This window comes from Bacillus sp. AR4-2, assembly GCF_008274865.1.
Lineage (GTDB): Bacteria > Bacillota > Bacilli > Bacillales > Bacillaceae_G > Bacillus_A > Bacillus_A cereus.
Window position 1 is genome coordinate 3108243 of the sequence record NZ_CP031062.1, and the last position, 14439, is coordinate 3122681.

Genomic DNA, 14439 nt, shown 5'->3' on the forward strand with positions numbered 1-14439 from the left:
CATGCTTTATCGGATTTATTTTCTAAGAATAATAACTTATTAACTCTTAACGATGTAAACTCTTTTCACTAATAATGACGCCATCTTCATCCGCATAGACATATTCATTTGGATTCCATTCTACTTGTCCAAAGTGCAATGAAATATTTCGTTCTCCTTTTCCTTCTTTCACACTTCTATTTGGCATCGTTCCTAACGCTAAAATACCAATATTAATATTCTTTAGTTCACTAGAATCACGAACATACCCATTCACAATAATTCCTGCTAGCTTTCTTTCTTCCGCAATAGCTGCCAAATTATCACCGAGTAACGCACAATTCGTAGACGCTCCGCCATCAACAACTAATACTGTTCCTTCTGGTAATGTTTGCAATCCTTCCTTCACTAGTACATTATCATCTTTCACTTTTACAGTTGCAATTTTCCCGTGGAATTGTTCTTTCTTCCCAAAAGACCGAAAAGACTGGCGACATATTTGTAATTCCTTTTCAAATTCATCACATAGATCAGTAGTTTTCCACATCTTGTTCCCTCTTTTCCTTTTTCTTTCTACATAACATATTCTTGGCTTATTATCGTTTCCCTGTCTAATATTGCAATAATTTGTATGTACGGGAAAGGATACAAAAACTATTGCCTTAAGAAGCTACCTTTATTATAATCTATTTCACAGATTAAATTCAGAATATTAAAAATTAACCGAGTAAAGAAGGAGGGATTTTATGCAAATACAAACTGAGGCAAAAAAACAACCTAGTAAACCAAAGTTTAAAATGCCTGATGCGTACGTACTACTATTTTTTATTGCCTTACTTTGCGCCATTGCTACGTACTTCGTTCCTGCTGGAGAATTTAAAAGGGTTACAAACGGGACCGTTACAACGACAATACCAGGTAGCTACCATTCTGTTCCGCAATCACCCGTAGGATTTGTTTCTTTTTTTACCGCTATTGAAAAAGGAATGACACTTGCTGCTCCTATTATCTTTCTAATTTTATTTACAGGTGGAGCCATTGCAATTCTTGAAAAAACAGGTGCTCTTGACGGTTTAATCTATCATGTTATTAACAAATTTCGTAATCAGCAATTACTTTTCATTTGTATAGTTGCTGCGCTTTTTTCTATTCTTGGAACGACTGGTATTATCGTTAACTCAGTTATCGGTTTTATCCCCATCGGCATCATCGTTGCACGCACGTTAAAATGGGACGCTATCGTCGGTGTAGCAATTATTTATTTAGGTACTTATGCTGGTTTTAATGCTACTATTTTATCTCCCTCACCTTTAGGCATTTCACAAAAGATCGCAGAACTTCCGATGTTTTCGGGAATTGGTTTACGCACAGCAATTTATATATCTTTTTTACTTGCTACCATTCTATATATAAATTGGTATGTAAAGCGCTTGAAAAAATCGAATAAAGGAAGCATCCTTGGCGACAACTGGTTTCCAAGTAACGCTCTTTCAAGCGAAAAAGAAGCAGAGAAAAAGGAAGTTCCTTGGACGATACGTCATAAATTAATTTTACTCGTTTCAGCTTTATCATTAATTGCATTTTTAATAGGCGCTTTTCGTCTACATTGGACGGACGCAGAAATGACCGCTACTTTTATTTTCATAGCAATTACAGCCGGAATAATAGGTGGCATGAAAGCAAACGATATCGCTTCTACTTTTCTAACTGGCTGCCAAAACCTCATCTACGGTGCTTTAATTGTCGGAATGGCTCGCTGTATTTCAGTCATTTTAGAACAAGGAAAATTGCTTGATACAATTGTTAACCAACTCGCACAAGCTCTCGAAGGACAAAACCCTGTATTTGGTGTTATCGGCATGTATGTGAGTAGTGCCGCATTACATTTCCTCATTTCATCCGGGACAGGAGAATCGGTTATTTTTATTCCGATATTAGCTCCATTAGCTGATTTTATGCACATTACACGCCAAGTTACAGTACAAGCTGTTATGCTCGGAGAAGGTGTAGTAAACTGCTTAAATCCAACTTCCGGTGTTTTAATGGGCGTTCTCGCAGCAAGCGGGATTTCTTATGGAAAATGGATTCGTTTCATGGCTCCACTTGCACTCATTTGGTTTATCATTGGACTTGTTTTTCTTATTGTTGGGGTGAATATTGAGTGGGGACCTTACTAAATACTTAACTAGATAAATAAGTACTATCGTTCCATATAAATATCTATTCTATTTCCCTCACTAGTCCTATAAAAATCATTTATTCTAGTAAAAATATAAGAAGGGATTGATCATAATGATCAATCCCTTTTATCAAAATATAATACCTTTAAAAATCTTAGTTCCAGATTTTATTTACCCATTCTGGATGATCAATAAAAGGATTGCGGTTATGTTGATATTTTGTAAAAATCACTTCATTACGCTTTCGCTCTAAATCATCGACCGGGTCTTGTTCATTCCATTTTAATAAGACAGATAGTTTCCCCATGTATGGATCTTTATTGTTATTCACTTTTTCATTTAGTTCTAAATCTATTTCGCCGTTGTCTCCCTCGTAACGAACAGCCATATAAAACAGCATTCTAGCAATATCTCCCTTTACACTATCACGAGGTTCCCAAGAATCACTATCATATTTACATTCTGTCGCTTCAGAATGATTCACACCACCATTATCAAAATCTAGATTTCCACGTGAACTATTTACAGATACATCCGTCGCTCTTAAATGATGTAGATCTGTTCCAGGTCCTGCAGTCGTTCCAAAGTCACCGTGAGATTTTGCCCAAACATGCTCTCGGTTCCAGTTATTTACTCCTGATCCATTCGTAAGTTTCCCTTGCGAACGACCAGTATATAAGAGTATCACATTATTTTTATTATTTGGATCTTCATCAGTATCTCTTATTGCTTCCCAAACCGCACTGTATGATAGCTTTGTATGATTATCAATAATATTATGCAGTTCCTTCTTTAATTCTAACCCCGTTTTTCCTATTGCGTTATTATAATATGTATCATCATAATTTTTCACAATAATCTCTTGTGCTGATGCAGAAGCTACTTCACCGTGTATAGTATCTGTGAATGATAGAGATGCAGAACCTAAAATAAAAAATGAAGATAGTGTAACCATAGCAATCTTTGTATTTCGAAACTTCATATACCCATTCCCCTTTAAAATATAATTTAAAGCTATTAACTAAAAAGTGCTTTCTAACCCCCGAAACCTTTTAGAAACCCATACCCCTTTTCTGTTTATTTAATACAAGACTCTATCCAGTCTGTATCACTTCTAAACTTTCTGTTTATTCACATTCCAAATAATTTCACTTTTTACAAGGAATATCCTTTTCTTATAAAGATTATTAACATATTCTTTACAACTAAAAAGTAGTTTAATATTAACTTATAAATTTAAATTTATTTATGCAATAATGCATATTTGATAAATACTTTAAAAAACAGTTTGAATAAAATGCATTCAAAGAAAACCGTGCCACAAAACAGATACGGTCTAAGACAGAAATAATAAAAATTAAGATGATAGCTCGACTTTTCCCTTTTCCATAACTATCTTTATTTTTGTGTAAAACCATTCTTTCTCTGAATAATACGTACAAAAATAGATTGGATACCATGTAGGCACCAATCTATTTTAATTAAAGAAACTGTGTCAATTCTGAGTTCACAACACGTTGTGCAGTAATAATAACATTTTCAGCTGTTAGTCCATAAACACTATATAGTCCACCAGGTTGATTAGGAACAATTTGAACTTCATATTCAAATGCTTGTCCAAGAGCAGGATGAACTAAACTTAGAGTTGCAAAAGTAGAAGCATTAGAATTCACATTGAAGTTTACCTGTTCAATTAATACTAATGAACCGTCAAGTCTAAAAACTCTAGCTACTCCAGTAAGTGGGCCCGCAGTACGGTTAAGGATCTTCACCCTAACTTTATTTGCATTAGCAGGTTGATTTCCTACGTTTTCAATTGGTCCTGTAGTAAGAGCCATATAACACCACCTCCATTATATTATTATTATATTCAATGATAAACATTAATGTTATAGTCTAATTACCCAATTTATTTAAAATAAAATAATGTTCGTTTTTATCTCGTTAATTAATAAAAACGAACATTTTATAATGAATGAATTCGCAAAAAAAAAAAATAAATTCATATACTAAACTAAATCAACCTACAACAACCGTTTTTTACAGACAATTACTCTTCCTTCCGACTTCCTCACTTTCGCCTAATATTGAGCCGGGAATCTTACTACCCGCATGTTGCGAGTTAAAATGTGTATCCAGCCAATTCACAATTATTTCTTCCAACTCTGGATGAAGGGGCTTTCCCGCTCCTTTTTCATAATTCTTTTTAAACTCTAAAGCTTTGAACTCCCCCTCAAAACTTTTTAAACTATGATCCATATTTTTTATTACATGTACTTCAGAATCACCCTTCACATAATCACCGATCCGCTTCGCTCTTTCAGGATCAGCCTGAATATCTTTATCACCAGCGATTGCTAATACCGGGCACGTTACTTTCATTAAATCTTTATAAATGTCATGCTGAAAATGCTCTCTAAACCACTTTGCGTTCATCGGTTTAAAACCAACTTTAATCGTATCTTTTTCTGTATTCATCATTTTCTCTTTTATTTTTTCCATTTGCTTCTCTCCACGTTTCTCTACATTGAGAAGGCGCATTAGTTTTCCTTTTATTCCTTTCTGCTCCTTTAGTTCTTTATATGCAATTTCCCTTTGTCTTTTCGTAGCCTCTTCTAATGATTCCGCAGCCCCTGTAAGAAGGATAAGCCCATTAACTGGTGTTCTTGCATTTACTACTGTTGCCAACATACATCCTTCACTATGACCAGCTAAAATGATATTTTCTGGATCAACAAATGGTTGTTCTTTTAAATACGTAATCGTAGACTCTATATCACTAACTAAATCCCACATTCCAGTCTTCAGAAATTCTCCATCACTCTTCCCTACTCCGCGCTTATCAAAGCGGAGCGTCACTACACCCAGCCCCGCTATTACATGCGCTAAATCTTTATATATGTTCGCCTCAAGCTTTAGCGGTACGATCGTTCCATCACGATCAATCTCTCCAGATCCAGCGATGATGACAACCGCAGCATACTTCCCGTCAGCTTTCGGTTTAGTGAGTGTACCTTGCAGCGTTAATTCACTTTTGATCGCTACTTCATATTCGTCAAAAGTCATCATTTTGTCCCCCTATTCTTTTATATCCAATTTAAATTTCAAACTCGCTATTATATTTTTATACTCTCTTACATCTTTCATCGGAGCGAAAACTGGATTCTCTGCAATACTTTGTAACATGCTTCGCTTTATAATCTCTTCATTTCTAACTGTTTTAGCGCCGAGCGGAAACTCTGCAAACCATCCATCAATCGCATCAAAATAGGAATCACCGTGTAAATGCAGACTATTTACTGTGAAGCTTGCCGCACAAACTGCTACATATTTCCGTAACATTTCTAATGCTCTTTCAAAATTGCCTTGCATACAATATACTTGCGCAGCAGCATAGTATACTTTTAAAGTCATATTGGGATGTAATGTTTCTATTTCATATATATCTATTAACATAAAAGCTCTATTTAAAATTACCTCTACCTTTTCAGCGCTTGAAGCATTTACTACTACATAATTCGGTATTGTCGCAACGAGTTGTATTAAATGTTGATACATACTAATTTGCATTATTTCATTTGCTTTTTCATTATTTCCAAGTATTTGATACGCCTGTGCAATTAAATCCTCCTCTGGAACGTTAGGACGTATCGTTTCGCCAAGCAATTGCAATACTTCATTCGCTTTATTGAGTATAAGATAGCAAGTTGCTTGAAACGATATCGCCTCTTTCACAAGAGAAACATCGTTACTTTCTTCTTGCACTCTGCTAAAGAGATGCATTGCCTCTTCTAACATTTCAATTCTTTTATCCGTATCCTCTGTTAACATATGGTGATTAATAAAAAGTAGTCCCATTTGAAGTAATAACGAAAAACAAGAATAATATTTTTTGATGATTCCTCTGCACTCTATCATTACTTCATCAAACGGTCTTTCACTAAAAGCTTCCGCTAGTCTATGATATAAATCCTTAATATCTTCCGGTTCCATTTGCGGTGTATAACAGATTAGTTCATCTATACTTATATTAAAGTACGATGCTAACAGTGGTAAAAATGTAATATCCGGATAACTTTGCCCCGTCTCCCATTTGGAAACAGACGCCTTCGTAATACCGATATACGCCGCTAACTCTTCCTGCGTAATTCCCTTTTCTTTTCTCTTATCCGCAATTACTTTATGAATGTTTATCTCCTTCACATCATCACCTCATACTTTTATTATATGCTTTTATTTCACACAAAATATGGATTTGAAGTCGACTTTCGTTAACAAAATCAACTGTTAGGAAACATTTCTCTAAAATCAAAGGCAGGAACATATTTGATATGTTCCTGCCTTTTTATTGTGGGGTACCGATACATGGCAATCTAGCTAAGATTTTGAAGTGCTTCAAAATCAAACATTTCATCTCACCACAGTTTTCTATGGGAATCCAGTGAACATTTTATTTACATAATTTTCGTTATTGGTAGTTAATACATCTAGAAGTCTACAAAAATATCCTCCAGTTAAGTACTCTGGAGGATATTCATATTTACATAATCATTCTTAAAAGAAGCCACACAAAATGAAACCTCTTTAGCTCCCAAAAGGCTTACTCTTATCTATTAATAACTGTACATCGTCTTGCTCCTCTACAGATTAAACGCTCGGCTTCTCTTAATGAAATTGGAACAAGTACAGCTTCATCAACATCGTCTTCTACATCAAAAACCGCAAATGCTTCCCCACCCACGATTAAAACACAAATGAATTCTACTTCTAAATCATCATGAGACCTAGGAATACAATTAGAAATAGTACAACGTTGAATCCCCCCTGCTAACAATGTTCTAGCTTCTTGCTCAGATATTCGAATAAAAACAAATTCCTCTATGGCTACATTTCCAAATTCCATTTCAATTTCTACTAGAAGAAAGAATCTGTTTCTAATTCTCACTATACAATTTGCTCCAATTGAAATAATATCTTCATTCATTCTTTTCACCTCCTTTAATACTATAAAATTCACAAAGAGGTGAAATGGTGTGGACAAGCAAACAAAAAAGTAGTTTTTTTGAAATGTGAGAAATCAGTTAACAACTATCATCAAAAAAACAGAAAAAATACCCTACACAACAGGAAGTTTTCTCTGTTTTTAGTCTGTATACGATATTCAAAATTAGTTAACATAACGTCTCATTATCAGTAGCAATGAAAAAGGAGAACCCTGCTCTCACAAGTGAAACTTCTTTTTTAGTTCTATGAATCTAGACATTTTTTATACATTCCTATCCTAACGCGGTTTTAGTGTTCTTGTTTGTTACTGGATTAGCAAAAAAACTGTATAAAATCTTTCATACTTTTAGCCGATGGGGGCCAACACACTGCCCCCCAATACGTGCTTTCTTAGGGTATTTCTTGAACCTCCATTAAACACTCTCCCGTCACTTGTCTATCTTTAAGAGTAACTTATTTAAAGTCCTCGCACCGAGCCTTTGTCCTCCTCCCAAAGCCAAACAAACAATTCAGATTACATGCCTATATCAAACTAAACATTCAATCTTTATCCAGTTTGTAAATAAAAAAGGACAATCAGCCCCATAATGGACTAACTATCCTATAAATTATTATCTAAATTCAATAAAGTGAAACTTTAATCAGTGGGGGTTTTGTTCATCCCCACTGATTATCAGCCCTCACCAATCGTGCTTTTACGGGCAATTAATCCCCACCTAATTTCTTTGCTTCCGCTGAATTTTGAGGTGAGGGTCTTACTTACTGCCCGGCGAATAGCGGGATAAAACCAGAACTTCTTTTCCTATGTATATTTACTTCGTTACCTCTCCAAACTGCGCTCTCGTCACTTTCGCCAAGTCATCAACTTTCAGCTCAATTTGTATACCAATTTTCCCGCCGCTCACTATCATCTTATCAAGTAATTGGGCGCTTTCATCGATACATGTAGAAAATAACTTTTTCATTCCAACTGGTGAACAACCGCCGCGAATGTATCCTGACACTTTCGTAATATCTTTAACAGGAATCATTTCAATTTTCTTTTCACTTACTGCTTTTGCGGCAGCTTTTAAATTTAGTTCCTCATCTACCGGAATAATAAACACATGATAATTTTTACTATTCCCTTGAGCGATTAACGTTTTATATACTTCTCTCACTTCTCGTCCAATTTTCTCGGCTACTGATACGCCATCAATTTTCCCATCGTCTGGATCATATGACATCATCGAATATTCAATTTTTTCTTTATCTAATATTCGCATCGCATTTGTTTTATCTTTTTTCATAACGTTCTCCTTAAAACTTTATTTCATATCATTAAGTTTTCCTTTATTATACACCCTTTTCCATTTCTCCTACATAACTTCACGTATTTTTCAAAACTAAAAATATTGATAATTCAAAAATCATCTGATATAATTTGGAAAAACTTACGTTAAGGAGAGATTTGTAATGCGAAATTTTAATACTTCTTTCCAACTTCATCATCATACGTAACGCCGTGTATCCGAAGAAAAGTTTTTCTTCGTGGGTACAGGGCTTTTCCTGTTGACCCACGAAGCGTTCATAAAGCTATGTGGGTATTTTTATACCTGCATAGCTTTTTTTAATTTAAAAAAGGAGTGATTATGATGGAAATGAGAAATGTAAAAGGAACGAAAGACTATTTACCAGAAGAACAAGTGCTGCGAAATAAAATTAAAAGAGCTTGTGAAGATACGTTTGAACGATACGGATGCAAACCTTTAGAAACGCCGACGTTAAATATGTATGAGCTTATGTCTTACAAGTACGGCGGTGGCGATGAAATATTAAAAGAAATATATACACTTCAGGATCAAGGGAAACGTGAGCTCGCCTTACGATACGATTTAACTATTCCATTCGCAAAAGTTGTGGCAATGAATCCGAACCTCCGCCTCCCTTTTAAACGTTATGAGATTGGGAAAGTATTTCGAGATGGGCCAATTAAACAAGGAAGATTTCGTGAATTTATACAATGCGACGTTGATATCGTCGGTGTTGAGTCTGTCATGGCAGAAGCTGAACTTATGGGTATGGCGTTTGAACTGTTCCGAACGTTAAACTTAGAGATAACGATCCAATATAATAACCGAAAATTGTTAAATGGTATTCTTCAGGCCATTAACATCCCTACTGAGTTAACAAGTGACGTCATTTTATCATTAGATAAAATCGAAAAGATTGGGATTGATGGTGTACGAAAAGATGTATTAGAGCGCGGAATTTCTGAAGAAATGGCTGATACGATATGTAATACCGTATTATCTTGTCTAAAGCTTACTATCGCTGACTTTAAAGAAACTTTCAATAATCCACTCGTTGCCGATGGAGTAAACGAACTACAACAATTACAGCAATATTTAATCGCCCTTGGAATAAATGAAAATACGATATTCAACCCGTTTTTAGCGCGAGGACTCACAATGTATACAGGTACTGTATATGAAATCTTTTTAAAAGATGGATCGATTACATCTAGCATCGGTAGCGGTGGTCGATACGATAACATTATCGGAGCTTTCCGTGGTGATAATATAAACTATCCAACAGTCGGTATTTCATTCGGTTTAGACGTTATTTATACAGCACTATCGCAGAAAGAAACAATCTCATCTACAGCGGATCTATTTATCATCCCACTCGGGACAGAGTTACAATGCTTACAAATTGCCCAGCAATTACGTTCCACCACTTCCTTAAAAGTCGAACTTGAACTAGCAGGACGCAAATTAAAACGCGCCCTTAATTATGCCAATAAAGAGAATATACCTTATGTGCTTATTATTGGGGAAGACGAACTTAGTACAGAAACCGTTATGCTGCGGAATATGAAGGAAGGTAGTGAAGTGAAGGTTCCGATTTCTTCTTTAAGTAGTTATTTATAATACGAACCACCCTCGTTTGGGTGGTTTTTCTATTTTATAGATACCTAACAATTAGTTTACATAAAATTATTATAATCTATTAAAAATACAAATAAACAATATCCAATTACCTATTATTTTTGGTAATATATAGATATGAATTGTTTTAGGAGGATTAACTTTGAAAACCTACATTCAAGCACTAAAGTGGACTACAGGGATCTATCATCTTTTATTACTTCCTTGTTATTATGTATTTCCAAGTCTTGTTAACCTATATGGGTTACCTTTACTACTATTGATTGTTTTTCATATCACTACTATTTTATTAGCTAAAAAAGAAGGCATGAATACGTACCCTCAGTATATCGGTATTATCGTTACTCTAGTTGCCTTCTTTCCTTATATAGACATCTTTCTACATATGATAGCAGCCATTTTCCTTTTATTAGATGCTGCTTCTACGAATGCAAAAGAAGTGTATGATTCATAGATGGATAAAATGAAACTTTCATCCATTGAGTTTTGAAATAGGTCAGCAAAAAGGGTTTACTTTTTAAGTAAACCTTTTTTCATTTTTAATTACTTTCCTTACTTCAGAATAATAAAAGAATATTCTGTTTAATTTTTATAAATTTCTAAATATTTATAAAACATTCAAATTAACATACATTTTAGTTATGTAAAAAATCTAAGTTTTAAGGAGATGAATCCATGCTGAAAAAGTTGGTAGCAGGTGCATTATTAACTGTCTCGTCGTTAACTGGAGGACTGGGATCAGTATCAGCTAGTACCGAAAAAGATTATACGATTTCCTCTTTCGAATATGTAACTGTAGATGAAAAGACTGTTGATTCGTTTAACAAATTGAGTGCTCCATCAAAGGAAGACGTAAAAATAACGTTAGTTCTACCGAAACAAAATCAAAATGGAGACTGGTTATCTTATGGATTTTCGAGCAAAGAAAGTTTAGAGTCTTTTATTGAAAAAGATAAACAAAGGTTGAATCATTCAATCACTCCCCTTGGTGTTGGAGGAAGCGGACCTGGTAGTACAGACTTCTATAAACTTACAAATCAAGGTAGCGAGTATTTTTCTCTAAGTAGCGGTTATAAAAACTTGTCTGCTAGTTGGCAAAATCAAATTGTTTCTGTACGTACAGCAGCTCCTACTGCTAGCTACTCAACAACACTATGGGAACGTACTTCAACTGACGGATATGGAAAAGGTGTTGTTTTTAAACATGCTGATTGGTATGGTCAAACTGCAAACTTAAATAACTTTCCAACTTCAGCAGTTGAAGTTAAAAAGTAAAAAATATAGAAATAAAAGGTGTTTTCACGTATGGAAACACCTTTTATTTCTACAACTATTTCACATAACTCGTCTATATCAATTTCAACTCTTAACTATTATTTTTCGTATTCCTATTCTCCAAAACCTTCTCCATATTATGAGTTGCCCATTCCATCATTAATAGAATCACTGGACGTAGTGATTCACCAAGCTCAGTTAACGAATATTCAACTTTAGGTGGTACTTCACGGTATACTTCACGATGTATAATCCCATCAGCTTCAAGTTCTCTCAGCTGCAGTGTTAACATCCTTTGTGTGATATTTGGTTTTAATCTTTTTAATTCATTAAACCGCTTTGTACCATCTAATAAATGATACAAAATTACCCCTTTCCATTTCCCTCCAATCACCTCAACCATAGCTTCAACTGGACAAGAATATTTATTTAAAAATGGGTAATTTATATTATTTTCATTTGAACAATCCATAATAAATCCCTTCCCTTATCAATAGTATCTTTTTTGATACTATACCACATAAATGTGCGTACTTGTATCTGTGTTACTTTAAAAATATAATTTACTTACAAAAATAAATTCATGAAAAGAGGAACTTTTATGACAAATACAAATGAAATTACAAAAGAAAAGATTATGGAGGCTTTTCATTTCAGACATGCATGTAAAGAATTCGATCCTATGCACAAAATTTCAGAAGAGGATTTCAAATTCATTTTAGAAACAGGCAGATTATCTCCTTCTTCTTTTGGATATGAGCCTTGGAAATTTATTGTCGTACAAAATAAAGAATTAAGAGAAAAACTACAACCGTATTCATGGGGCGCTGGTGGGCAACTTGCAACAGCTAGTCATTTTGTTATTGTTCTTTCAAGAAACATTAAAGATATGCATTATGATGCAGAGTATATTAAATATATGATGAACGATATTATTGGATTGCCTGAAGACACTCAAAAAATTAGATATGAATTCTTCAAAAAGTTCCAGGAATCAGATTTTAACTTATTACAATCCGATCGTGCTGTATTTGATTGGGCATCTAAACAAACTTATATTGCTTTAGGTAATATGATGACGAGCGCAGCTCAAATCGGTATTGATTCTTGTCCAATAGAAGGATTTGATAAAGAGGAAGTAGATTCTTTACTTCGTCAAGAAGGCATTATACAAGGCGATAATCTTGAAGTATCAGTTATGGTTGCCTTTGGTTACCGTAAAGAAGAGCCAAAGCGTGATAAAACAAGACAGACTATGGATACAATTGTTGAATGGATTAAGTAATATAGCACAGACAAATAATGCTCCTAATAGCTGTATACTCATACTAAAGAAGAATGAATTGTTTTCTTACGTATGAATTTGGTTTTTCATGGAAAGATATGTTAGTATGTATACAGTTTGAGTGCTCTATTTTTAGAGTCGAACAGGAGGAGAATGAATATGTCTGATATTGAAGTTGGCGAAGTGTTTACTCTTAGTGATGAGAATAACGAAGAGCAAGAAGTAGAAGTACTTGGAGCGATGGATGTCGAAGGTGCAGAATATATTGCAGTTGCCTTTGTTGAAGATATCCAAACAGAAACTGAGGAAGACATTGATATTTTCTTTTTAAAAGTAGAAGAAGATAATGAGTTTTCATACATTGAAAATGATGAAGAGTTTGATAAAGTATCTGCTGCGTTTGAAAGGATTTTGGATGAGCAAGAGCAAGAATAGTATGAATGAAAAACACGCGGGCGGATGTATATCCGCCCTCTTTTTATTTATTACTCATCCAGAGACTCACGCAGTAATTGCAGTACATCTTTCATCGCAAAAGGTCCATCTTTTTTAACATGTTCCGCAAATTCTGAAACGAGACGTAATGTTCTTACACTTTCGATTGGATGCTCTCCTGATGCACTTTCAGCTGAAAGCATAACTGCATTCGTTCCGTCCAGTACAGCTTGAAACACATCAGTCACCTCTGCCCTTGTTGGAATAGAATGATCTACCATAGATTGAAGCATTTGTGTTGCTGTAATGACATATGTATTCGTTCGATTACATTCCTGAATCATTATTTTCTGTAAAAGCGGAATGCATTGATACGGTAACTCTACTCCTAAATCGCCCCTTGCAATCATAATTCCATCTGCTTCTTTACATATATCTTGAAAATTCTCGATTGCTTCCATCGTTTCTATTTTTGCAATTATATTAGGTGACGTTTCTTTATACTGTTGTATAAAATCTCGTATTTCTTTTATATGACTAGGTTTTCTTACGAAAGAACACGCGATAAAATCAACATTCTCCTCTAAAAGAAACTGAATATCTTTTTTATCTTTCTCTGTAATAGCTGGTAAACGAACAGCCGCATCTGGTAAATTAACTCCTTTATGAGATGAGATATTGCCACCTATTTTTACCTTCGTTTCTATTTTGTCCGTACTTATCTTTTCAACAATTAATTCAACTTCTCCATCATTAATTAAAATTCTACTGCCTACTTTTACATCATTCGCAATTCCTTCATAATCAACACTCGCTTCTGTATTACTCCCTGTAACTGATTGTGTATGTAAAATAAAAGAATCTCCTGCCTGAAGTGTAATTTGCTCTCCCTTCACTTCACCTAATCTTATTTTAGGTCCTTGTACATCACCCAAAAATTTAATAGAGTCATCTAATGATTTCACTAAACGAATGATGTCTTTATGACTTTCATGCGTGCCATGCGATAAATTCAGTCGAACAATTTTCATACCATTCTTTATTAACTGTGCTAACGTTTCTTTATTATTACTTGCGGGTCCAATTGTACAAATTCGATCGATTGTCATTTTTGTCACCATCCTTTTTTTAATAAGTTTCCCATATGAACTTAAAAATAACAGAGATTCTGACATGAATAGATTTAAATTTACACGAATTTCATAAAGTTAAACCTGTATCCCTTGCTGGCTAAGCATTAGAAGATATATTCGCTTTTTTGCAAATGAAGACATGTTGAATCGAAAGTAAAAGAAAAGTTAAGTATGGAATAAACCATTGAGAGTTTCGAAATTTTCATATATTGTATGAA

The 14439-nt window shown here is 34.4% G+C and carries 15 protein-coding genes; 6 read left to right on the top strand and 9 right to left on the bottom strand.

Features of this window, described 5'->3' with window-relative positions; translation table 11 throughout:
• Nucleotides 1-46: 46 nt before the first annotated feature.
• Nucleotides 47-526, bottom strand: coding sequence for a ribonuclease E activity regulator RraA (rraA, locus tag DN399_RS16030; protein ID WP_000266039.1), 480 nt, complete (start codon nucleotides 524-526; stop codon nucleotides 47-49).
• 199 nt (nucleotides 527-725) lie between these two features.
• On the opposite strand from rraA, the gene DN399_RS16035 reads away from it, so the two are divergent.
• Nucleotides 726-2156 carry a YfcC family protein gene (locus DN399_RS16035; protein WP_001166965.1) on the top strand — a complete coding sequence of 477 codons (1431 nt, stop codon included), beginning with the start codon at nucleotides 726-728 and terminating at the stop codon, nucleotides 2154-2156.
• A gap of 157 nt (nucleotides 2157-2313) precedes the next feature.
• Here the strand turns inward: DN399_RS16035 and DN399_RS16040 are convergent, their stop codons facing one another.
• The 6 genes from DN399_RS16040 to ybaK form a co-directional block, all read right to left on the bottom strand.
• On the bottom strand, nucleotides 2314-3141 hold the full coding sequence (locus DN399_RS16040; RefSeq protein ID WP_000672188.1) for an endonuclease I family protein: 828 nt from the start codon (nucleotides 3139-3141) through the stop codon (nucleotides 2314-2316).
• A 499-nt stretch (nucleotides 3142-3640) separates the two neighbouring features.
• Complete coding sequence (locus DN399_RS16045; RefSeq protein ID WP_001229415.1) at nucleotides 3641-3997, bottom strand: hypothetical protein; 357 nt, start codon at nucleotides 3995-3997, stop codon at nucleotides 3641-3643.
• A gap of 202 nt (nucleotides 3998-4199) precedes the next feature.
• Nucleotides 4200-5225, bottom strand: a complete 1026-nt coding sequence (locus tag DN399_RS16050; RefSeq protein ID WP_086388683.1) for an alpha/beta hydrolase family protein — start codon at nucleotides 5223-5225, stop codon at nucleotides 4200-4202.
• 12 nt (nucleotides 5226-5237) lie between these two features.
• Nucleotides 5238-6362 (bottom strand): transcriptional regulator, encoded by a 1125-nt coding sequence (locus tag DN399_RS16055; RefSeq protein WP_149149811.1) that lies wholly within the window; start codon nucleotides 6360-6362, stop codon nucleotides 5238-5240.
• A gap of 403 nt (nucleotides 6363-6765) precedes the next feature.
• Nucleotides 6766-7143 (bottom strand): hypothetical protein, encoded by a 378-nt coding sequence (locus DN399_RS16060; protein WP_049108481.1) that lies wholly within the window; start codon nucleotides 7141-7143, stop codon nucleotides 6766-6768.
• An 832-nt stretch (nucleotides 7144-7975) separates the two neighbouring features.
• Nucleotides 7976-8452 carry a Cys-tRNA(Pro) deacylase gene (gene ybaK, locus DN399_RS16065; protein ID WP_000710857.1) on the bottom strand — a complete coding sequence of 159 codons (477 nt, stop codon included), beginning with the start codon at nucleotides 8450-8452 and terminating at the stop codon, nucleotides 7976-7978.
• Between the two features lie 345 nt (nucleotides 8453-8797).
• On the opposite strand from ybaK, the gene DN399_RS16070 reads away from it, so the two are divergent.
• The 3 genes from DN399_RS16070 to DN399_RS16080 all read left to right on the top strand — a co-directional run bounded on the left by DN399_RS16070 (nucleotide 8798) and on the right by DN399_RS16080 (nucleotide 11368).
• Complete coding sequence (locus DN399_RS16070; protein ID WP_000425991.1) at nucleotides 8798-10075, top strand: histidine--tRNA ligase; 1278 nt, start codon at nucleotides 8798-8800, stop codon at nucleotides 10073-10075.
• Between the two features lie 160 nt (nucleotides 10076-10235).
• Nucleotides 10236-10547, top strand: a complete 312-nt coding sequence (locus tag DN399_RS16075; RefSeq protein ID WP_000860724.1) for a hypothetical protein — start codon at nucleotides 10236-10238, stop codon at nucleotides 10545-10547.
• A gap of 221 nt (nucleotides 10548-10768) precedes the next feature.
• Nucleotides 10769-11368, top strand: coding sequence for a hypothetical protein (locus DN399_RS16080; protein WP_000914421.1), 600 nt, complete (start codon nucleotides 10769-10771; stop codon nucleotides 11366-11368).
• Nucleotides 11369-11459: 91 nt separating this feature from the next.
• Here the strand turns inward: DN399_RS16080 and DN399_RS16085 are convergent, their stop codons facing one another.
• Nucleotides 11460-11840, bottom strand: a complete 381-nt coding sequence (locus tag DN399_RS16085) for a winged helix-turn-helix transcriptional regulator (protein WP_000340659.1) — start codon at nucleotides 11838-11840, stop codon at nucleotides 11460-11462.
• A gap of 129 nt (nucleotides 11841-11969) precedes the next feature.
• Here DN399_RS16085 and DN399_RS16090 point away from each other — a divergent pair, with 129 nt between their 5' ends.
• Nucleotides 11970-12653, top strand: coding sequence for an NAD(P)H-dependent oxidoreductase (locus tag DN399_RS16090; protein ID WP_000185709.1), 684 nt, complete (start codon nucleotides 11970-11972; stop codon nucleotides 12651-12653).
• Between the two features lie 153 nt (nucleotides 12654-12806).
• Nucleotides 12807-13088, top strand: a complete 282-nt coding sequence (locus tag DN399_RS16095) for a DUF1292 domain-containing protein (RefSeq protein ID WP_149149812.1) — start codon at nucleotides 12807-12809, stop codon at nucleotides 13086-13088.
• A gap of 50 nt (nucleotides 13089-13138) precedes the next feature.
• Here DN399_RS16095 and DN399_RS16100 read toward each other — a convergent pair whose 3' ends face one another.
• Nucleotides 13139-14197 (bottom strand): pyruvate kinase, encoded by a 1059-nt coding sequence (locus DN399_RS16100; protein WP_049108486.1) that lies wholly within the window; start codon nucleotides 14195-14197, stop codon nucleotides 13139-13141.
• Between the last annotated feature and the right edge of the window lie 242 nt (nucleotides 14198-14439).